This is a genomic window from Methylophilus sp. (genome assembly GCF_052173275.1).
GTDB lineage: Bacteria > Pseudomonadota > Gammaproteobacteria > Burkholderiales > Methylophilaceae > Methylophilus.
In genome coordinates, this window is sequence record NZ_JBQMUL010000002.1 from 2,118,407 (window position 1) to 2,140,682 (window position 22,276).

At 49.9% G+C, this 22,276-nt stretch carries 18 protein-coding genes; 14 read left to right on the forward strand and 4 right to left on the reverse strand.

The window, feature by feature from the left end; genetic code table 11:
- The first annotated feature begins 19 nt into the window (after positions 1-19).
- From ACTS9Y_RS11420 to ACTS9Y_RS11460, 9 genes are all read left to right on the forward strand, one after another.
- Positions 20-1,171, forward strand: coding sequence for an ATP-binding protein (locus ACTS9Y_RS11420; protein ID WP_442586054.1), 1,152 nt, complete (start codon positions 20-22; stop codon positions 1,169-1,171).
- 75 nt (positions 1,172-1,246) lie between these two features.
- Positions 1,247-2,791 carry a lysine--tRNA ligase gene (gene lysS, locus ACTS9Y_RS11425; RefSeq protein ID WP_442586055.1) on the forward strand — a complete coding sequence of 515 codons (1,545 nt, stop codon included), beginning with the start codon at positions 1,247-1,249 and terminating at the stop codon, positions 2,789-2,791.
- Positions 2,792-2,953: 162 nt separating this feature from the next.
- The gene (locus ACTS9Y_RS11430; RefSeq protein WP_442586056.1) at positions 2,954-4,393 is read left to right on the forward strand and encodes a porin; all 1,440 of its coding nucleotides are present in this window, start codon (positions 2,954-2,956) and stop codon (positions 4,391-4,393) included.
- A 155-nt stretch (positions 4,394-4,548) separates the two neighbouring features.
- Positions 4,549-4,740: a YezD family protein gene (locus tag ACTS9Y_RS11435; protein ID WP_442586057.1), complete on the forward strand. Its 192-nt coding sequence runs from the start codon at positions 4,549-4,551 to the stop codon at positions 4,738-4,740.
- A gap of 61 nt (positions 4,741-4,801) precedes the next feature.
- Positions 4,802-6,499, forward strand: a complete 1,698-nt coding sequence (locus tag ACTS9Y_RS11440) for an alginate export family protein (protein WP_442586058.1) — start codon at positions 4,802-4,804, stop codon at positions 6,497-6,499.
- A gap of 13 nt (positions 6,500-6,512) precedes the next feature.
- Positions 6,513-7,520: a sulfate ABC transporter substrate-binding protein gene (locus ACTS9Y_RS11445; RefSeq protein WP_442586059.1), complete on the forward strand. Its 1,008-nt coding sequence runs from the start codon at positions 6,513-6,515 to the stop codon at positions 7,518-7,520.
- 66 nt (positions 7,521-7,586) lie between these two features.
- Positions 7,587-7,865, forward strand: coding sequence for a DUF2325 domain-containing protein (locus ACTS9Y_RS11450; protein ID WP_442586060.1), 279 nt, complete (start codon positions 7,587-7,589; stop codon positions 7,863-7,865).
- A gap of 173 nt (positions 7,866-8,038) precedes the next feature.
- Entirely contained in the window at positions 8,039-9,700 is a 1,662-nt protein-coding gene (locus ACTS9Y_RS11455) for a putative bifunctional diguanylate cyclase/phosphodiesterase (protein WP_442586061.1), read from the forward strand.
- Positions 9,701-9,981: 281 nt separating this feature from the next.
- Positions 9,982-11,604 carry a putative bifunctional diguanylate cyclase/phosphodiesterase gene (locus ACTS9Y_RS11460; protein ID WP_442586062.1) on the forward strand — a complete coding sequence of 541 codons (1,623 nt, stop codon included), beginning with the start codon at positions 9,982-9,984 and terminating at the stop codon, positions 11,602-11,604.
- Positions 11,605-11,638: 34 nt separating this feature from the next.
- Here ACTS9Y_RS11460 and ACTS9Y_RS11465 read toward each other — a convergent pair whose 3' ends face one another.
- From ACTS9Y_RS11465 to epsC, 4 genes are all read right to left on the reverse strand, one after another.
- Complete coding sequence (locus tag ACTS9Y_RS11465) at positions 11,639-12,991, reverse strand: TAXI family TRAP transporter solute-binding subunit (RefSeq protein ID WP_442586063.1); 1,353 nt, start codon at positions 12,989-12,991, stop codon at positions 11,639-11,641.
- Between the two features lie 144 nt (positions 12,992-13,135).
- Positions 13,136-15,079: a family 2A encapsulin nanocompartment cargo protein cysteine desulfurase gene (locus tag ACTS9Y_RS11470; RefSeq protein ID WP_442586064.1), complete on the reverse strand. Its 1,944-nt coding sequence runs from the start codon at positions 15,077-15,079 to the stop codon at positions 13,136-13,138.
- Positions 15,066-15,980, reverse strand: a complete 915-nt coding sequence (locus ACTS9Y_RS11475) for a family 2A encapsulin nanocompartment shell protein (RefSeq protein WP_442586065.1) — start codon at positions 15,978-15,980, stop codon at positions 15,066-15,068. Before ACTS9Y_RS11475 ends, ACTS9Y_RS11470 begins: the two co-directional genes overlap by 14 nt.
- A gap of 43 nt (positions 15,981-16,023) precedes the next feature.
- Positions 16,024-16,926, reverse strand: coding sequence for a serine O-acetyltransferase EpsC (gene epsC, locus ACTS9Y_RS11480; protein ID WP_442586066.1), 903 nt, complete (start codon positions 16,924-16,926; stop codon positions 16,024-16,026).
- A gap of 405 nt (positions 16,927-17,331) precedes the next feature.
- On the opposite strand from epsC, the gene ACTS9Y_RS11485 reads away from it, so the two are divergent.
- The 5 genes from ACTS9Y_RS11485 (at position 17,332) to ACTS9Y_RS11505 (ending at position 22,215) form a co-directional block, all read left to right on the forward strand.
- A complete protein-coding gene (locus ACTS9Y_RS11485) occupies positions 17,332-18,312 on the forward strand; it encodes a sulfate ABC transporter substrate-binding protein (RefSeq protein WP_442586067.1) in 981 nt (326 codons plus the stop codon).
- 40 nt (positions 18,313-18,352) lie between these two features.
- The gene (locus ACTS9Y_RS11490; RefSeq protein ID WP_442586068.1) at positions 18,353-19,222 is read left to right on the forward strand and encodes an EAL domain-containing protein; all 870 of its coding nucleotides are present in this window, start codon (positions 18,353-18,355) and stop codon (positions 19,220-19,222) included.
- A 193-nt stretch (positions 19,223-19,415) separates the two neighbouring features.
- The gene (gene cysT, locus ACTS9Y_RS11495) at positions 19,416-20,246 is read left to right on the forward strand and encodes a sulfate ABC transporter permease subunit CysT (protein ID WP_379054976.1); all 831 of its coding nucleotides are present in this window, start codon (positions 19,416-19,418) and stop codon (positions 20,244-20,246) included.
- 99 nt (positions 20,247-20,345) lie between these two features.
- Positions 20,346-21,236, forward strand: coding sequence for a sulfate ABC transporter permease subunit CysW (gene cysW, locus ACTS9Y_RS11500; protein ID WP_442586069.1), 891 nt, complete (start codon positions 20,346-20,348; stop codon positions 21,234-21,236).
- Between the two features lies 1 nt (position 21,237).
- Positions 21,238-22,215: a sulfate/molybdate ABC transporter ATP-binding protein gene (locus tag ACTS9Y_RS11505; protein WP_442586070.1), complete on the forward strand. Its 978-nt coding sequence runs from the start codon at positions 21,238-21,240 to the stop codon at positions 22,213-22,215.
- The last annotated feature ends 61 nt before the right edge of the window (positions 22,216-22,276 follow it).

A 22,276-nucleotide genomic window follows, 5' to 3' on the forward strand; every position in this document is an offset into this window, starting at 1 on the left:
TGAAATAATAGCGGGGGCTATGGGACGGCTGTTCTGGAAGTTGTTTGCCGCACTGTTTCTAGCGCTTATCTCTACCGTGATCACGGTAGGGAATATCGTGCAATGGGAATTGCATCAGAAAGCGGCGCACACGCATGCCTCCCACTCGCAATCATCGTCGCTGACGACTCCTGGTAGTTCATCTCCCGCCAAAACAGTTGAAAACCAGTCCGGGTATATCCATGTGCCCAATGAGCTGAATTATGTTGAACTGTTATTAAACTTCCCGTTCTCTGCATTGGTGTTTTGTTTAATCACCAGCTTTATTTTTGCCGGGGTGCTGGCCTGGTCTATTTCCCATCCGATCAAACTACTGCTTGAACACCTGAAGACTGCCGCTGAAGGGAATCTCCTGGTACGCGTCAGCCCGAAAATCACCGTCAGTCATGATGAATTTGCCGAGTTGGGCGCCGCCTTCGACTTAATGGCTTTGCGGCTGAATAGCATGATCAAAAGCCAATCCAATATGCTGCACCATGTATCACATGAGTTGCGCTCACCGCTGGCGCGCATCCAGATGGCAGTTGGGCTGGTGATGCAAAATCCCAAAAAAATGCAAAGCTCATTGCAACGCGTTGAGCTTGAAGCGGTGCGCATGGAAAAGATGATCGCCGAGTTGCTGGAAATTTTCCGCCTGGAATCCGGCATGCAAAAGCTGCAGAAAACAGACCTTGATTTAAAAGGATTGCTGGCAGGCATCGTTGGCGATGTGCAGTTTGAAAGGCAGGATGCACGCATCCACCTGGATATGCCGGAGAGTGCCATTCTGATACACGGACAACTGGAACTGCTGCAGCGCGCGATTGAAAATGTGGTGCGTAACGCGGTCAAATATGGCCCGGTGTTAGGCGAAGTGGCAATTGAGTTGCAGCGCAGCGAGCGTACTGGCGAAGTCATCATTGAAGTACAGGATCAGGGCAATGGCGTAGAGCAGCAAGAACTGGAGCAGATATTCAAACCGTTTATCCGTGGCCGCAGTGCTTCACAAATCGATGGTCATGGCATAGGCCTGGCCATGACCAAGCATATCGTAGAGGCGCACGGTGGCTATGTCAAAGCGGCCAATCTGTCGCCGGTCGGGTTTATGGTGCGTATCCATTTGCCTTATCCCAACCAGTCTTCTGTCGGCTGAATTCGCACGTATTCAGTCGCAACAATGTTAAAATAAGCGGTTTTAAAAATCACTCAGGCCAACAGCCGGATAACTATGACAGCACAATCATCCAATCAACCATCATCGGCGCCTATTGAAGCCGCCGTTGACGAAAACCATGTCATCGCAGAACGTCGGGAAAAATTGCGCCTGATGCGCGAACAGGCAGCGGCAAGTCAGTCGGCTGTGTTCCCTAATGATTTCAAACCGCAACATCAGGCTGCCGAGTTGCAAACCGCTTATGCTGAAGCCGATAAGGAAACGCTGGATCCACAAGAGATCCCAGTGGTGGTGGCTGGCCGCATGATGTTGAAGCGCGTGATGGGTAAAGCCAGTTTTGCCACGATCCAGGATAGCAGCGGCAGGATACAGTTATATGTCGCGCGGGATGAGATCGGCGAAGCGTTATACGAAAGCTTCAAACATTGGGATATGGGTGACATTCTGGGCGCCAGCGGCCGCTTGTTTAAAACCCGCACTGGCGAGTTGTCGGTGCATGTCACCGAGTTACGTTTGCTGACCAAATCTTTACGTCCATTGCCTGAAAAATTTCATGGTCTGCAAGACCAGGAAATCAAATACCGCCAGCGCTATGTGGATTTAATCACTTCTGAAGAAACGCGCGAAACCTTTAAGGCGCGCTCAAAAGTCGTCACCGCGATTCGCCAGTTCATGAACGACAACGCGTTTCTGGAAGTAGAGACGCCTATGCTGCACCCGATTCCTGGCGGCGCTTCGGCCAAACCATTTATCACGCACCACAATGCGCTGGATATGCAGATGTTCATGCGTATCGCTCCTGAGCTATATCTGAAGCGCCTGATTGTAGGCGGTTTCGAGCGTGTGTTCGAGATCAACCGTAACTTCCGTAATGAAGGCCTGAGCGTACGCCACAACCCTGAATTCACCATGATGGAGTTTTACGCCGCTTATACCGACTATCACTGGTTGATGGATTTTACCGAGCAATGCATACGCGCAGCAGCGATTGCAGCCAGAGGCACCGCGGTGCTGAGTTACGCCGGTAAAGAAGTCGATCTAAGCAAACCGTTTGAGCGCCTGACCATTATCGGTGCGATCCAGAAATATGCGCCACATTACACCTTAGAGCAATTGAATGATGCGGGGTTTGTGCGTCAGGAATTACTCAAGTTCGGCGTCAAGGCATTTGACCATGCCGGTTTAGGTTCTTTGCAGTTGTCGCTGTTTGAAGAAACGGCAGAGAGCCAACTCTGGCAACCTACTTACATTATTGATTACCCGGTCGAAGTGTCGCCGCTGGCGCGTGCTTCAGACAAGCAGCCGGAAATCACCGAGCGTTTTGAACTGTTTATCACCGGGCGTGAAATGGCCAACGGCTTTAGCGAGCTTAATGACGCAGAAGACCAGGCCGCACGTTTCCTGTCACAAGTGAAAGCCAAAGAAGCGGGCGACCAGGAGGCGATGTATTACGATGCCGACTTTATCCGTGCGCTGGAATATGGCATGCCGCCGACCGGTGGCTGTGGCATTGGCATTGACCGCCTGGTGATGTTGATCACCGATAGCGCCAGCATCCGGGATGTGATTTTATTCCCGCATATGCGTGCCGAACAATAAGCTGCACAGTGATAAAAAAACCACCTTAGGGTGGTTTTTTTTATGCCTAGCAACGGACTAGTCTTTCCGTAGTACCAAGACATCTATTTGTCATCAAATTGTCATATTGCTTGTTCAAAATACGCCCCGTTGCATTGATGAATATACACACAGGGAAAAGATATGAATTCAAAATTACGTCACATCGTGTTGTCCGCCCTGGCGGGAAGCATGTTAGTTGGCCTATCATTGCCTGCCATGGCGGACTCGACCGTGGATCTGGTACAAGCTTTAGTAAGCAAAGGGGTGTTGACTGAAGAGGAAGGCGCCTTGTTGAGCAAGGGCCGTAGTACTGAGGTCGAAGTGCAAAAGAAAAAGGAAAGCAAAAGCTGGACTAGCCGCGTAAACCTGCGTGGTTATGTGCAGGTACGTAACACCACCATGCTAGGTGGTGATGACGGCATTAACTTGTGGTCAGACCGTTCAGTGGGTGATGATAAGTCCCTGGGTGATGCGGATAAAAACTTCCTGATCCGCCGTGCACGTTTGATCATCTTCGGTGATTTTGGTGATCACCTGAGTTACTACATCCAGCCAGACTTCGCTAGTACAGCTGGTACGGGTAATAACAACTTTGCACAGTTACGTGATGCATATGGTGACGTATATATTGATAAAACACGCGTACACCGTATCCGCGTTGGTCAATCCAAAGTCCCTTATGGTTTTGAAAACCTGCAATCCAGCTCAAACCGTTTAGCATTGGATCGTAACGATGCATTAAACAGTGCGGTGCGTGATGAGCGTGATCTGGGTGCTTTCTACTACTACACACCTACAGACATTCAAGCGTTGTTTGAAGATATTAACAAACAAGGTCTAAAACACTCTGGCAACTACGGTATGTTCGCGCTTGGTCTTTACAATGGTCAAGGCGCAAACCGCCCAGAACAAAATGATAACTACCATGTGGTTTCCCGCTTTACTTACCCATGGAAAACAGAAAGTGGTCAAATTTACGAGGCAGGGATTCAGGCGTATAGAGGTGAGTACGTATCATCAACCAACCCATATAGCCGTCGTAACGCGGCTGGCGCGCTGGCTGCGGCTACGCCAACATTAGGGACAGGTACACCGTTGTCAGGCAGAAACGGCATTGAAGATGAACGCGTCGGTATCAGCTTCATTATGTACCCTCAACCTTTTGGTATCCAGGCAGAATGGAACTGGGGTAATACACCTGGTTTAGATATCGCCAAAAACGTGATTGAGAAGAAAAGTCTGAACGGTGGTTATGTGCAGGCGATGTACAAGATTGATAATTTCCAATTCTTGAGTACCAACGGCACGTTGATTCCTTTTGTTAAATGGCAATACTTTGATGGTTACAACAAAGCCGAAACTAACTCACCAGAAAACCATGTGAATGACTGGGAATTGGGTGTGGAATGGCAATTGGCACCAGAGGTTGAAATTGCGATGGTGTACCACCGTATGAACCGCACTAACTTGGTGACGGGTGCCCGTAACGCAGCGAGTACGAGTAACAACTTACCGGCACGAGAGGATTACGAGAACTTCAAAGCAGAAGCATTGCGCGTACAACTGCAATACAACTTCTAACTGTTGATTTAACTGCTTTAAATCAAATCCCGCCACCTGGCGGGATTTTTTTATCTCATATATAACTATTAATAATATAAAAATAATAAATAATTATTTTTTAAAATATACATAGTCTGAAATAATGCCGCTCATTCATTCAAGCGAGATGCATCATGTCGTCAACTCTGACCAAGCCGGATACTCAATATGACGAAGCTGTACTGGCTGCTGTGAATGCCGCGATTATCGCGGTGCAGCGCGACACTGGTTACGGTTCTATAGAAGTCACTGTGCATGATGGGCGCGTGACTCAAATCGAGCGACGCGAAAAAGTGCGTTTCGAACCAAGCAAACCGAAAAAGTAATTCATGATTTTTATGGCGCTGACCAGTCCGCTGGAAGTTTTATATCACTAGGGAGATTTAAATGCATTTAAAAAAAATAACGCTCGCAATGGCTGCGACCGGGTTATGGTGGGCAACTGGTATCGCGGGGATTTCGCAAGCTTATGCTGCGGAAGATACTACATCCACACAAGTAGAAGATACTGAACAAAAGAAAAAAGTTGAAGCACGCCTGGCTGAAATCAAAGCCGAGGAAAAAGCAGCTGCCAAAGCAGCTAATGGTTATTACGTAGAGCGTCGCAGCTACGGTACACAAAAAGAGACCGAGCCACCACGTTACGTCAAACAGCTGAACAAAACATGGTTGAAAGACTATGACGCGTTTGCGGATGTTGACTGGCTGGATGTAGGCCTGGAATACCGCGCACGTTACGAATATCGTGACAATGATTTCCGCCGCCCAAGAGAAAACCTGGATGAGCCACTCTTGTTGCGTACACGTGCCTATGTTGGTTTAAAAAACATTCTGGATCCGTTCCGTTTTGCGGTTGAAGCACAGGATTCACGCCGTAACAACAGTGACTACACCCGTAGCAACGATACACGTGATGTGGACAAGGCAGATTTTGTACAAGCTTATTTAGAGCTGTATTTCAAAGACAGTATCTTTGGCAAGGATGATCTGGGTAACAGCCGTCCATTCTGGGTTCGTGGCGGACGCCTGGCCTGGGAAAGTCTGGATCGTCGCCTGATTGCGCGTAACGAATGGCGTAACACCACTAATACGTTCCAGGGTGTACGTGCCAATATCGGTGAGAAAAAGAACGACTGGCAATTAGAAGCGTTTGCAGTACAACCTGTACAACGTTTTACAGACAAACTGGATGAAGTGGATCACTCACAGAATTTCTATGGTGTGATCGGTGATTGGCGCCGTTGGTCAGAATACGTGACCATTCAGCCTTATTACTTCTTGCTAAGACAAAATGGCGACGATGTGGTGTACGACACTAACGGTAATTCACTCAGTGATCGCCGCTTTATTACTGCCGCTGCACAGAGCCAAGCCAGAATCGACCGTGAAATTCACACCGGTGGTATCCGCGTATTCGGTGTGCTGCCAGGCACGCAGTGGGATTATGACGCCAGCTATGTCAAGCAATGGGGTGACCAGCAACGTTTCATCAGTAATACCATTGGTTATGTGAAGGTTGACCACGATGCTTTTGCCTATAACGCAGAAGTGGGTTACACCTTTAATAAACTTTCATGGAAACCACGATTCAGTACTTCGTATGGTGTTGCTTCCGGCGATAAGAGTCCAGCGACAGGCAATGATTTAACTGATAACGGCCGTTTTGACCGCTTGTTCGGCTTTGCCCGTCCATGGTCTAACAACGATTACATTCAGATGGAAAACATCCGTGCTGCTAAAGTGCGCGTGGAATTCGATCCGAAAGTGCCTTTCCTGGACAATGTGAAAGTGGATACAGGCTTTAGCTGGTATCAGCTCGATGATGCAAGTGACCGTTGGGCTGCCGGTGCCAACCTACGTGACCGGACAGGCAGTTCTGGCCGAGATCTGGGTAAAGAGTACGATCTGCGCGTACGTTTCCCAATCAATCAATATGCAGCACTTAACCTGGGTTATGCGCACTTCTGGGCCGGTGATTTTGTTCAGGATGCAGTAAAAACTGGGACTAACCCTAACACATTCGATCAAAACCGTTCCAAGAGCTCTGACTTTTTCTACACAGAATTAACCCTGTACGGCTTCTAAATAGAGGATAGATATGAAACTGAACCAAACATTTAAAAAGGCAGTGTTGATTGCCGCTCTGGCCTCGCCGTTCGCGGCCTGGGCAGCGGATGTTAACCTGCTGAATGTGTCATACGATCCGACGCGTGAGTTATATCAGGATTACAACGTCGCCTTTGCCAATTACTGGAAAGCCAAAACCGGTGACAACGTGATCATCAAGCAATCGCACGGTGGTTCCGGCAAGCAGGCACGTTCGGTGATTGATGGCTTGCAGGCAGATGTGGTGACCTTGGCTTTGTCTTATGACATTGACGAAGTCGGCAGCAAAGGCAAGCTGTTCCCGGCCGATTGGCAGAAACGTTTGCCGCACAACAGTTCTCCATACACGTCTACGATTGTTTTCCTGGTGCGTAAAGGCAACCCGAAAAACATCAAGGACTGGGGCGACCTAGTGAAACCTGGTACTTCTGTGATCACGCCTAACCCTAAAACATCAGGCGGCGCACGCTGGAATTACCTGGCTGCTTATGCTTACGCACTCAAGCAAAACAATCAGGACGAAACCAAAGCCAAAGACTACCTGAAGAAGTTGTTCAAGAATGTGCCGGTGCTGGATAGCGGTGCGCGTGGATCAACGACCACTTTTGTTGAACGCGGTATCGGTGATGTGTTGCTGGCATGGGAGAACGAAGCTTTCCTGGCGCAAAAAGAGCTGGGCCCGGACAAGTTCGATATCGTGGTGCCTTCACTGTCTATCCTGGCTGAACCGCCAGTAGCTGTGGTGGATAAGAATGTTAAACGCCACAATACACAAGCAGTAGCCGAAGCCTATTTGCAGTATTTATACAGTGAAGAAGGCCAGGAGATTGCAGCGAAAAACTACTATCGCCCAACCCTGGAAGCTGTCGCTAAAAAGTACGAAAAGCAGTTCCCAAAAGTGAATCTGATCAAGATCGATGAAACATTTGGCGGCTGGCAGAAAGCGCAAAAAACACATTTTGCCGACGGCGGCGTGTTTGATGAGATTTACCAAAAATAAGCTGTGATTCTAGAAAAAGGCATTTATCCAATGCCTTTTTCTTTTTCTCTTATAAGGAGAGTATGTATGTCAAAAGCATTAGTCATTGGTGGTGACCGTATCGAAGGTATTAAACAGGTATTACACGCGCAAGGCATAGACAAAATCGATCACTGGACAGGCCGCAAACCTGGCGATGTCAAACGTGAACTGCCTGCCAATGTGAATGTGATCGTACTGGTGACCGGCTGGTTGAATCACTCCATGATGTACCGTATCAAGCATGTCGCACAAAAACGTGGCCTGAAAGTGGTCTACACACGCAACAGCGCAGATGGCATGCAACGTGTGCTGGAAGCCGCCTGATCATGCTTTGGTGTCATATTTAAATATTTTTTACATTTATCTTTGATTTAGTATAAATTTATCCTCCTTATCAGCCGATAAACAGTTAGGGTTTTAAGGTTAAATGGCATTACTCATCAGTCTTTTGTGCATCACGCACAAAATTGCAGTGTATGGGTTTACAAGGGTAAATAATGAGTCAAAACGGGATTGGCGAGAAAACAGCGCCACTCAATGAAAATGCCACGCAGCGCCAGTTCATGCGCCATCGTCTTGTACGCAAAGTACAGGACAATACGCATTTCCTGGCCATGACCAGCATGGTATGCGGCTTATTGGGCTTTCCTCATTATCTGCTGGACGTGGATAACAATGTCTGGTTGGCACAATTACTCACTTATCTCACCTTCATCCTGGTGAGTTACAACCTGCTGCTTGAAAACGGACGCACTAACCTGGCCATGCTGACCATGTCGCTGGTGACCGTGAGTTTATTCGTTGTCCAGCTTTCTCCCTACGCGGCCGATTTCAATGACACTGCGCATTTGTTACGCATGAGCAGTGATATACAAGTGCATCATTTCACGCAGGTGCTTGAATATGCTGCCGGAGCTTTGCTGGCTTGCCTTATCGCCACTTCTTACTTATTCCAGCGCTCGGGTTGGTTAGCGACTAGCCAGGCGATCCTGTATGTCGCCGTCATGATCCCACTGATCCCTTTATTAGGCTTTTTCTGCGGCGTGGCACAGCCTTACGGCATCATGTCACCACTCACCACGTTGAGCGGCCTGCTGTGCGCATTCAGTTTGCTGGCAAAACATGCTTCGCACCCGCCCATGACCTATTTATTGCTGATGGACGATAATGGCAAGCAGATACGTTTCAGTATCGTGTTCCTGAGTTTCTTTGCCATCATGCTGGCGCGGGCTGGCGTAGAGTTTGGTGACAGCATGTTGCGCGCGCTGCCAGTCGTGGTAGTGGTGTCTATTCTGGCCATTATCTACACTATGACAGCCACTTATTACCGTAAAGGGCAAACCAGCGAACAAGTCGTGTTGCCAGCTGCCGATATGGATTTCGCCAGCCAGGTCGAGAGTGCATTAGATAACCATCAGTTTTACATGGTGTATCAACCGCAGATTGATTTTAATACTGGCCAGTTAAAAGGGGTAGAGGCACTGATACGCTGGCGACATCCCGAAAAAGGCATTATCTCACCAGAAAAATTTATTCGTGTGGCCGAGCTGACCGGCCTGATCGTGCCTTTGGGCAAGTGGGTGATGCGCACCGCGTGTACGCAGGCTGCCCAATGGAATAATCACCCGGTGCTGGGCAATATAGAAGTGGCTGTGAATGTCTCGGCATTGCAGCTAAAGTCTGGCACGCTGGTAGAAGATATTTTGCAGATACTCGAAGAAAGCGGTTTAGCGCCACAGCGGCTGGTGGTTGAGCTGACAGAAAGCGCTTTTGTGCAGGATGATGGCCAGAACGCCAGCATGATGCACAAGTTAAAACAAGCTGGCATCAAGCTGGCGATCGATGATTTTGGCACTGGTTATTCGTGTCTATCTTACCTGCGCGATATCCCTGGTGACTATCTCAAGATAGACCGTTCATTTGTGATGGAGCTCCCTGGCCATAATAAAGCGGAAGCTGTGATTCAGGCTATTGTCAGCCTGGGTAAGAGCCTGGATTACCGCATTATTGCCGAAGGTGTTGAAACCCAGGAACAGGCGACATTTATCAAGGCCATAGGCGGCGACATCATACAAGGCTTCTTGTTTTCACGTCCGCTGGAAGCCGAAGCGTTAGAGCGTTGGGCAACCGAAAGCCTGCCTGCCACCATCCCCAAGTAAACATTATCTACTGTGGCTATCAGCTCGCCTGATTGGTCATGGCCAACTTCGGTATTGCAATCTGCCATGCCGTGTCCTTATTTAATACATATGCTTTTCAGAACAGATGGTGTGTAGCCATGATGTTTGGTGAACGTTTTGATTTATATCAAACTAATCAAATGAAAAGGAAGATTAATCCAGTGTTACTTCCTCGATAATCCGGTTGCCGCAGCCCCTATAGTATAAAAAAACCACTGGCCAGGCCGGTGATAATAATCGTCAGTGACAGGGGGCGTCATATGTCAGTTTCCAGTATCGACTGGTTAGCTGTGAATGTTCAAGAGTGTGGCACGCAACGGCAGTATATGCGCCACCGTTTTTTGCGTAGTGTGCAGAAGCAGGCACCATGGCTGGCGATTGCCAGTATTGTCACGGTGTTCCTGACGTTTCCTTTTATTACTTTTCCCAACGAATACGGTTTTTGTATCGCCCTGAGCCTGGGCTACCTGATTTTTATCACGGTCAGTTTGCGTACGCTGCTCGAAACATGGCGTAAGGATCGACTGACCAAAGGCATTGCAGCTTCGGTCGTATTGTTGTTCCTGGCTGAAATATTTCTGGTGGTCAGCAGCCACAGGCATATCGATTTTGACCTTGCCAGCGCGTATCCTGATGCCGCCAGCCTTGATCAATTGACCACAGATTTAGTCATGGCGGCTTTAGTCATGGTGGCATCTGTGCTGTGCCATATTCAATGGAGCAAGAGCAGCCAGGCATTGCTGTGCATTGTGATACTGATGCCAGTCAACGGCTTGCTGGCTTCCTTGTATGGCATTCCTGATGCCTATGGGCAACTTTCGCCGCTGGCGAGCCTGGGTGGGCTGCTATGCGCTGCTGCATTGCTGGCCAAGCAAATCTCGCAAACTTCCATGAGCTATCTGTTATTGTTGGATGACTCCGGCAAACATTTGCGCTGGATCGTCTGTATTTTATTTCTCTGCTCTATTGTCCTGGGTGGCGTGGGTGTCTACTTCAAGCATGACCCGCGCGTCACCCCCATGATTATCACGGTGGCGCTGATGGCCATTGTCAGCATCATGACCACCACTTATTACCGTAAAGGTGTCGTCCACGAACAAGTATTACCGCCTGAAGACCTGGCTTTTGCCAGTGAGCTGGAAGCCGCGATTGCACATGAGGAATTCTATCTGGTGTATCAGCCGCAAATTGATTTCCAGAGCGGCAAGATGGTGGGTGTAGAAGCGCTTATTCGCTGGCAGCATCCACAACATGGCGTTATTCCGCCAAACAGGTTTATTGGCGTGGCAGAGTTGACCGGGCTGATCGTGCCTATGGGCGCATGGGTGCTTAAAGCCGCCTGCCAGCGAGTCGCCAACTGGCGAAATCACGAGCTGGCGAATGCCAAAGTATCGGTGAACGTTTCGCCCCTGCAACTCCAGTCTGAAGGATTCACTGAGTATGTGGCGCAGGTGTTGCGTGAAACGGGCCTCGCTGCCGAGCGGCTGGTGATTGAGCTCACCGAGAGCGCCTTTGTGCATTCTGATTGCAAAAGCATGGAGAATCTCAAGGCCTTGAAACACATAGGCGTGAAACTGGCGATTGATGATTTTGGCACCGGCTATTCCTGCCTGGCGTATTTGCGGGATATTCCCGGGGACTACCTGAAAGTGGATCGTTCTTTTGTCAACGATGTGCCGGGCAAAGAGCGGTCAGAAGCGGTGACCAGTGCGATTGTCGTGTTGGGCAAAAACCTGCATTACCAGATTGTGGCCGAAGGGGTAGAAACGGAAGCACAGGCCAATTACCTCAAGGGGCTGGGCTGTGATTTTGTGCAGGGCTTTTTATATGCTAAACCCATGACTGAGCGCGCGTTGCAGCAATGGGTGCAAGCGCGGGGTTAATACGCGCGCTCAGCTAATAAAGCTAGCCTGAGGCTCACTCTGCAGCAGCGTTATACTTTTCATGCTGTAGCTTAGACCTGACCAGCTCGATGTGTGCGCGTAACTCGTAGGCATATTGCGAGAAAGGCACCGGTAGCTGCACGTTAATCACCTTGGATTCAATTTCATTGAGTTTTTCTACAAACAGCCGCTGGTCTTCGGCGGTTTTAATTTCCCGCAGTTGCGTATCCAGATAACGCAATTCGCCGTAATAACGGAATAGTTTGCGTTTGACCAGCCAGACATAAATCATAGGGATGATCTTGGTCAGCGGGATCAACAACGCCAGCAATGGCAGGATCACTATCAAGGTCCGGTTCACAAACGTGGCAGCCCAGAACGGCAGGTATTTGTCGATAAATGGCAGGCCGGATTTATAAAAGTTAAGTGCCTGGGTACTCAAGGGGAAGTCCGTATCCTTGGCAGAAGGAAACTCATCCTTGGTATTGAACATGCCAGGGCTGCCATGCACTTGCGCAATCACCTTCATCATCAGGTAAACCAGCGCCGGATGCATGTTCTCTTTCACCACCAGGGTGGCCGTTGGTGCCACCATGTGCACATCATGGGGCGGTACGTTATGCACCAGGTCCATGGCCCCTTCTGGCAATACCAGGTGGTGCAGAAAGGAAAACTTGCGGGAGAAAGCTTCTGCAGTATCCATACTCAGCATGCTCAATCGTTTATCTTCCACCATGCTGCGAATCACATAAGAAGTCGGCACATCTACAAAAAACGCAGCATCCAGCTTGCCATTGCGCAACGCCTCCGCCGCTTCTTCGCCACCGGTTTCAACCAGCTTGCTGTTTTCGGCGGTGACACCGCTTTCAGCCAGCAGGGTGCTCACCAGTGTGTTGGTACCATTGCCGGCATAGCCGACGGCGATTTTTTTGCCTTTTAGCGCTGAGAGGTGCGTGGTTTCCAGCTTGCAGCGACAGAAAATCCATACCGGCTGGTAATACAGGCTGCCCAGGGATAACAGTGTACCCGCGCCTTCGGCATGCGCTTCGCCATCCTGTATAAACGCGATGTCTACGTCGGAATCCGGGTCTTTGAGCAGGCGCAGATTTTCTTTGTCACCAGAGGTCGTGCGGGTCTCCAGCGTAATGCCTTCCTGTTGCAGGAACACGCCATAGATAGAAGCAAACGCCTTGTAATTGATATCGTTATTGCCAGTCGCGATCACGATTTTGCGCGGTGGGGCAGGGTCAATAAATTTATAGGCGACAAACAGCGCCAGGCAGATCAGCAGGATAGATGGCAGCATGGCGCCCAGGATCTCGCCGGTGAAAATAGCGGTGAATTTATTATTGCGCGGGTCAAATTTCATCTGTAGGGGGCGGTTCATCTCAAAGCAGATGAATCAGTATGTTGTCGGGATGAAAAGGATTTTACAGAGGGTTGCAGAGAATGTCACAACAGAAGAGTGCCGTGGCTGCAAAGAAAAAATGCAGCCAGTTGCCTGGCTGCATTGATCATTGCGGCATTGATATCAAGGCTGACGCGATGAAAGGCGTTGCAAGATAACGATCATGCGATCAATTTCTTCATAGGTGTTATAAAACGCCACTGAAGGTCGCACGGTCGTTTCTACCCCAAAACGACGCAAGATAGGTTGTGCACAATGATGGCCGGATCGCACGGCGATGCCTTCCTCGTTGAGTGCAGCACCTACTTCTTCACTCTGGTAGCCTTTAAGTGCAAAAGACAGTACGCTGGCTTTGTTTTTGGCAGTGCCGATCAGCCGCAAGTGCGGAATATCACGCATGGCTGCGGTGGCGTATTCCAGCAGGGCATGTTCGTAACTGGCAATGTTTTCAATGCCAATGCGCTCGACATATTTGAGTGCTGCACCCAGCCCGACCGCATCTGCGATATTGCCGGTACCTGCCTCAAATTTGGCCGGGGCTGCATGATAGACGGTTTTTTCAAACGTCACGTCCTGAATCATATTGCCACCGCCTTGCCAGGCAGGCATGTCTTGCAACACATCTGCTTTGCCATACACCACGCCTATGCCGGTAGGGCCAAATATCTTGTGGCCTGAGAATACAAAAAAATCTGCATCCAGCGTCTGGATATCGATACGCATGTGCGAGATGGATTGCGCGCCGTCCAGCAACACTTTCGCACCGGCTCTGTGCGCCATGGCGATCATTTCCTTCGCAGGCGTGACGGTACCTAGCGCATTGGACACTTGCGTAAACGAAACCAGCTTGGTTCTTGGTGTCAGCAGTCGCTGATACTCTTCCAGCAAGATCTGGCCACTATCATCCACAGGAATGACCTTCAGCACCGCACCTGTTTCCTGGCACAGTTGCTGCCAGGGCACGATATTGGCGTGATGTTCCAGGTTGGAAACCACGATCTCATCGCCAGCACTCAGGTGTTTTTTACCCCAGGTTTTAGCGACCAGGTTGATGCCTTCAGTAGTGCCACGCACAAAAATGACCTGATTCACCGAAGGTGCATTGATAAAGCGGCGCACGGTTTCGCGGGCATCTTCATAGGCATCAGTCGCACGCGCTGCCAGTTCATGCGCAGCACGGTGAATATTGGAGTTTTCATGCGCGTAGAAATAGCTGACTCTATCAATCACCACTTGTGGTTTCTGCGTGGTCGCCGCGTTGTCAAACCAGACCAGTGGCCTGCCATTCACTTTTTCGTTCAGGATAGGAAAATCCCGGCGAACGCTCAACACATCAAATGCCGGATGTGCTGAAGCAGGCAGGCTATTGTGCAGTGCAGGTTGCTCAGCTTGCAGAAAGTAGAATGACTGCCCGCCTGAAGACGTCTTGGCAGGCGGTACATTGCCTGGCGATCCTAAGCCAGGAGATCCATGACTCAATGCCTGGGTTTGAGTCGTTGGAATCGACGGATTTGACTGCCCAAGCCAGCGGTTTAATTCCTGCTGATATGGGATATCAATGCCCAGGCTTGCTAATTGCCCTGGTACCAGGTAAGCGGGATCTGTATGCAGCACGTCCAGATGCGTATGGTCACTGGCCAGCGTCTCCGTGCCAGGCGCATGTGTCAGCTGCTGCCCTTGGGATTCAAGCAGTACCGGCTGTACAAACGATTGTGCAAAACTCGGCGAGGTGATGTCTCTGGCGTTGCCGCCAGTGACCACGCCGACTTGCGTCGTCAATGAATCTGTCGCCGGTACCTTGGCTTGCACCTGTGCCGGCGTTACCAGCGTTTGCGCAAACTGTGCCGCCGCAAATGGCGCGGTCGCGGGAAACCCTTCCGCGTATAACTCATTGACCAGCTGATTGAGTGTGTCGATATCCAGTGATCCGGTTTGCTCCAGCTCACGGCCTACACCCAGCGCAGCCGTCATTTTCGGATGTTCGCCCGGCAGCGAGGCCAAAATGGCCTCCGGGTCAAACCCGGCCAAATCCAGTGCCTGATGTGTGTTTGGATTACTTGTAGTCATAGTAGTGGTCAACTCCGACATCTTCCAGTACGGCAATCGCATCTTCAGTCAACACTGCCAGTGAGCAATAGAGTGAAACCAGATAAGAAGCGATCGCTTTATGGTTAATGCCCATGAAGCGCACAGACAAGCCCATGCTTTGTTGACCAGGCAAGTTAGGTTGATACAGGCCGATCACGCCTTGTTTGCTTTCGCCCACGCGTAACAGCAGGATCTTTGATTTGCCATTGACGATAGGCAATTTGTCACTTGGGATCAGCGGGATGCCGCGCCAGGTGATGAACTGTGAACCAAACAATGACACGGTTGGTGGAGGCACGCCACGACGGGTGCATTCACGGCCAAATGCGGCAATCGCTTTCGGGTGAGCCAGGAAAAACGCAGGTTCTTTCCATACTTTGCTCAGCAACTCATCCAGGTCGTCCGGTGTAGGCTGGCCATTACGTGTTTTCACGATTTGTGATTTAGCCACGTTGTTCAGTAAACCATATTCTTTGTTATTGATCAGTTCGCTTTCCTGGCGCTCTTTGACAACTTCAATGGTCAGGCGTAACTGTTCTTTGATCTGGTTATGCGGGCTGCTGTACAGGTCAGACACACGGGTATGTACATCAACCACCGTGTTCACTGCATTCAACACATATTCACGGCCCCATTCTTCGTAATCCACAAAGGTCGCTGGCAGGTCTTTTTCGTCCTTGCTTGAACAATCAACCGTAATCGCAGCCGGGTCTTTCGCCTTGTTAACACGGTAAATACCTGCTTCTACCGGTACCCAGTTCAATAAATGCACCAGCCAGCGTGGGCTGATGGTACTGAGCATAGGGACCGATTTGGTCGCATTGGCAAGCGTCCGTGCGGCGACATCGCCTAATGCACTCTGTGTTGGCTGTTGTGACATGTGTTCTCCTTATTTGGTATGGCTTTAAAATACTACAAAAAAATCAAGCAGCGGCCGGAATGGGCTTAGCATCTGAATGCGCTTGTGTAACGTGACTATTGGCGGGCACGTTGCGGGTCACCCACACGTTACCACCTATCACTGAATGTTTGCCTATGGTGACACGACCTAAAATAGTCGCGCCGGCATAAGCCACCACGTAATCCTCGAGGATGGGATGACGTTCGAATTTCTTCACCAGATGGCCATTGGCATCTTTAGGAAAGTTTTTTGCGCCCAGTGTGACTGCCTGGTACAGGCGCACATGGTTGCCGATGATCGCTGTTTCACCGATCACCACGCCCGTGCCATGATCAATGAAAAAATGGTCCCCAATGCGCGCGCCGGGGTGGATATCAATACCAGTCTGCGAGTGGGCGATTTCGGTGATCAAACGCGCAATAATGGTTAATCCCAGCCCATGCAACACATGGGCGATACGGTAATGGATCAATGCCAGGATACCTGGGTAGCTGACCAGTATCTCATCCACACTGTCAGCCGCCGGGTCACCCTGGTAAGCGGCTTCCAGGTCAGTATCCAGCTGCAAACGGATACGCGGTAATTGTTCGGAGAACTGGCCGGTGAGTGTATGTGCCTGAGCTCTGAACTGGTTGGCAGGTTCACTGGGCGATTTAAACGCCAGTTCCAGGCGGATCTGGTGTTGCAATTCACGCAGCGCTTTATCCAGCGTGGTGCCCACGTAGAAATTAATGGCATTCGCCTGAATATCCGGGTCGCCCAGGCGGTTGGGGAACAGCGCTGCTGCCAGCCATTCTACGCACTGTCCCAGCGCCTTGCGTGAAGGCAGTTTGGGTGGTTGCGATAGTCGCTGCCGTTGCTGCAATGCGCTTTCCCTGATGTTGGCCAGTTGCTGCACGATGTGTTCGATCGCGATTTCTTGCATCGTCAATTCGTCCTGTCAGTATGCTTTGGTGGCTGTTCAAAAACAAAAAAGCCAGTTGCATCATGAGTGCAAACTGGCTTCCAGTGGTCTAGACAGCTAATTGTGCGCTCACTATAAAATAAACTTCTGTAATTGAACAGGGTTTAAGTCAAATAATTATTAATTATTTGCTTATTCCATTTGGTTATTAGTAAAGAAATATTCAAAAGTCTCTTTATAAGACATTGGTATAAATCTATCGAGGCTATAAAGCTACTCTTCTGCGTGGCGGTTTGCAATAAAATAGAAGTAAAATAAGTGAGCTTTTTTAATATATTTTTAGATTATAAATATATTATTTTTTATTCTTTTTAAAAATATAAATAGGTCTGTATAGTGCAGACCAATTCATCTCAGGAGTAGGGTATGTCATCTTTGTTACGCAGTGCCGTTCTGGCCGTATTGTTTAGCAGTGTGTCACTGCAAGCCGCCGAGTTATTAAATGCTTCTTATGATGTGACTCGCGAGTTTTACAAAGATTTCAACCCGGCGTTTGTACAATACTGGAAAGAAAAAACCGGTGAGACGCTGACGATCAATCAATCGCATGGCGGCTCTACCAAACAGGCACGCTCAGTCGTAGATGGCCTGCCAGCTGATGTGATCACCATGAACCGCAGTGCGGATATCGATATCCTGGCGCAAAAAGGTAAATTGATCCCGGCTAACTGGCAAACACGCCTGCCTAACAATAGCGTACCTAGCGCGTCTCCTACGGTTTTCCTGGTGCGCAAGGGTAACCCCAAGCATGTCAAAGACTGGGATGACCTGATCCGCCCAGGTGTGACTTCTGTGATCCCTAACCCGAAAACATCCGGTAACGGCAAATACAGCTACCTGGCTGCCTGGGGCTATGTCACACAAAAAGGTGGTGACGCCGCTAAAGCCCGTCAATTCGTGACGGAATTATTCAAGCATGTGCCAGTGCTGGATACCGGTGGCCGTGGTGCTACGACCACTTTTGCACAACGCGAAATCGGTGATGTACTGGTGACGTTTGAGAACGAAGTGTATCTGCTGCAAAAAGAGCTGGGCGAAGACAAGTATGAAGTCGTTTATCCTTCAGTGACTGTGCTGGCTGAAAACCCGGTGTCTGTGGTGGATAAAGTGGTCGATAAAAAAGGCACACGCAAGCAGGCACAAGCTTACCTTGAATACCATTTCTCACCACAAGGCCAGGCGATCGCAGCAAAACATTATTTGCGTCCGCAAGTGAGTGAAGCCGCGCAGCCAGCCTTTAAAAAGATTCATACCTTCACGGTAAAAGAAGCATTCGGTAGCTGGACTGACGCTGAAAACACACACTTTAGTGATGGCGGCATTTTCGACCAGATCTACCAGAAATAAACGCAATAGTAATAATGCAGCATCGTATAAGGAGGGGATGATGACCCAGCGACAACAACATCAGGAACCAGAACATGTAGTGCAGTTACGCGCCGAGCTAAAGCAAGTGCTGGCGCTGGATCTGGAAGAGTTAGGGCTAATTGAAGCCAATACCGGTGAGTATGAAAGTACCTTTATCGGCGTGCATCTGAAAACGGCTTTTCAGCCTATCTACGACGCCAAGCAGGGCGATATCTACGGCTATGAAGCCCTGATCCGTCCTTCATTGTTTGGCACCTTGGGTAGCACGCCGGAATTCGCATTCACCTATGCCGAACAGTCTGGCAAGCTGGTGCAGTTTGACCGCGTATGCCGCTCGCAGCATGTGCTCAACTTCCGCGCCATTCACCAGGAAAACGGCTTGCTGTTCCTCAATGTGCATCCTAAATTGTTGCTGGAAGTCAGCGCGCACGGCAAGGTGTTTGAACAGATATTGCACCAGTATTCGGTGCCGACAGACAGAGTCGTTCTGGAAATCAATGAGTCACTGATCGATCAGGATAAGCACCTGATTGCAGCGATTGAGAACTACCGTTCACTGGGCTACAGGATCGCGTTTGACCATGTCGGCAACCACCAAAGCAAACTGTATCGTTTGTGGGGTGCGCAGCACGACTTTATCAAATTTGATATCTCCGTCATCCACCAGGCCGCACAACAACCTTCATTGGCCAAAGCGCTAGGCGGGCTGGTGCATGCGGTGCAGGATCTTGGCAGTACACCCGTGATTGTAGGTGTGGAAACACAACAGCAACTGGATATCGCTATTGCTTCCGGTGCGACCATACTGCAAGGCAACTTCCTGGCTGAGCCAGTGGTTGCCAAGGTGTTGAATGACCAGTTCCAGCATCGCGCCCCTAAAGTGGCTTAAACGCTGGTGTGGTTAATCATGCACATGCGTTAAATACTATAATGCTGCACTGCTGGAATGACTGAAAAATACCTACCAGGTCATCCGGCAGTGTTGATATAACAGTCAATTATAAATTAATGATTAAACATTCTTTTGTGAATAATAAGAATCCGGCTACATTAGCCCCTGTTCAAACCGGTCACGAGTCAATATGACAACTAGAAAAAAACATTTATTGCCCGGCTTTGGCCTTTCATTAGGCTACACCCTTGTCTATTTAAGCCTGATCGTATTAATCCCGCTGGCAGCCGTTTTCCTGCGCACCACAGAATTGAGCTTTAGCGAGTTCTGGGCAGTAGTGACCACACCGCGGGTATTGGCCACTTACCGTTTAACCTTTGGTGCCTCATTGCTTGCAGCCCTGATCAACCTGGTGTTTGGCTTACTCACGGCCTGGGTGCTGGTGCGCTACCAGTTTTACGGCAAAAAAATCCTTGATGCGCTGGTCGATCTACCATTTGCCTTGCCCACAGCCGTGGCAGGTATCTCTCTGACTGCGATCTATGCGCCCAATGGCTGGCTAGGCCAATGGCTGGAACCACACGGTATCAAAGTCGCTTTCACGCCACTGGGTGTTGTGGTTGCCTTGACGTTTATCGGCTTGCCGTTTGTGGTGCGTACCGTGCAACCCGTGCTGGAAGACTTCAGTACCGAACTGGAAGAAGCTGCGGCCAGCCTGGGTGCTAATCGCTGGCAGACCTTTTTTAAAGTCATTCTGCCTGCCATCTGGCCTGCGCTACTCACCGGTTTTTCATTAGCTTTTGCCCGTGCGGTAGGTGAGTATGGCTCGGTGATTTTTATCGCTGGCAACATGCCCATGATTTCAGAAATCACGCCATTGATGATCATCACCAAGCTGGAGCAATATGATTACGCTGGTGCCACCGCGATTGCGGTGGTCATGCTGGTCATCTCCTTCGCCTTGCTGCTGTTGATCAATCTGTTGCAATGGTGGAGCAGCCATCGCCATGGCGGTAAATAGTGACTGCGCAGACGATGACAACACAGCCACTCCCGGTTTCTGTGATATGGCTAGCGCATGATTCCGCCGCTTGAATGTTTTAATTAAACGATAACAACTATGCATAAAACACAATTTGAACAATACCAGGGCAAAGTGGCTTATAAACGTGCCACTTCAGAACCTGCCTGGGTGCGCTGGGCGCTGATCACCACCGCCTTGGTGTTCCTGGGCTTATTCCTGCTGATCCCGCTGGCAGCGGTTTTTTCAGAGGCGTTGCGTAAAGGCTGGGGTGTTTACCTGGCAGCCATTACCGATTCAGATGCCTTGTCTGCCATGAAGCTGACACTGATCGCCTCCTTGGTTGCTGTGCCGCTGAACCTGGTGTTCGGTGTGGCCGCTGCCTGGGCAATCACCAAGTTTGATTTCCGTGGCAAAAGCTTCCTGATCACGCTGATTGACTTGCCATTTGCCGTGTCACCGGTGATTGCCGGTTTGATCTTTGTGCTGATATTCGGCCTGCAAGGCTGGTTTGGCGAGTGGCTGATCGATCATGATTACAAAGTGATCTTCGCCGTGCCGGGCATTATATTGGCGACCATTTTCATCACTTTCCCGTTTGTGGCCCGCGAGCTGATCCCCTTGATGGAAGCACAAGGTAAGGAAGAGGAAGAAGCGGCACTGGTGCTGGGGGCTTCCGGCTGGAAGATACTCTGGCATGTGACTTTGCCAAACGTGAAATGGGGGTTGATCTACGGTGTGATCCTCACCAACGCCAGGGCCATGGGTGAGTTCGGTGCGGTATCCGTTGTATCCGGCCATATCCGTGGCATGACCAATACCATGCCACTGCATGTCGAGATCTTGTATAACGAATATAACTATGCGGCAGCGTTTGCAGTGGCTTCACTGCTGACCTTGCTGGCACTGGTAACGCTGGTTTTGAAAACCTATGTCGAATGGCGGGCATCACATGATGCCGCTACTCAGGAAAAGGAAGTGACGGTTTAATATGGGCATCACCATACAACAAATTAGTAAAGGTTTTGGTCAATTCAGCGCGCTGCGTGATATTCACCTCGAAGTGCCAAGTGGTGAACTGGTCGCATTGCTCGGGCCATCAGGTTGCGGTAAAACCACACTGCTGCGCATTATCGCAGGCCTGGAAACACCTGATAGTGGCCAGGTGCTGTTTGATGGCGTAGATACCACACATGCGGATGTACGTGACCGCCAGGTGGGTTTTGTATTCCAGCACTATGCGCTGTTCAGGCACATGACTGTATTTGAAAACGTGGCATTTGGCCTGCGCGTGCGTCCTAAGGAAACCCGCCCTTCCAACGCCGAAATCAAAAAACGCGTGCATGATCTGCTGAAACTGGTGCAACTGGACTGGCTGGCAGACCGCTACCCGCCACAACTTTCCGGTGGCCAGCGTCAGCGTATCGCCCTGGCACGTGCATTGGCGGTAGAACCAAAAGTATTATTGCTGGATGAGCCATTCGGCGCGCTGGATGCGAAAGTGCGTAAAGACCTGCGCCGCTGGTTGCGTCGCCTGCATGACGAGCTGCATGTCACCAGCGTTTTTGTCACCCACGATCAGGAAGAAGCGCTGGAAGTGGCGGATACCATCGTCGTCATGAACCACGGACAAGTCGAGCAGGTGGGTTCACCGCAATCTGTGTACGACAACCCGTCTACGCCATTTGTGTATGAGTTCCTCGGCAATGTGAACGCATTTGAGACGCCACAGGGCAAAGGCTTTGTGCGTCCATACGAGATCGCAGTCAGCCGCGAGCCGGCATTGAACAGCATTGCCGGTGCGCTGACCTATGTACACTCAGTCGGTTCATTGGTACGCCTGGAGATCAAGCGTAGCGATAACGAGCAGTATGTAGATGTTGAATTAGGCCGTGACGTATTCAATCAGCTGAACTTCAAACAGGGCGAGACGGTATACCTCAAGCCTACGCAATTGCGCGTGTTTTAATCAGCACTAAAATGAAAAAGGCGTAACGGTGATCGTTACGCCTTTTTTGTTTTCAGTACCA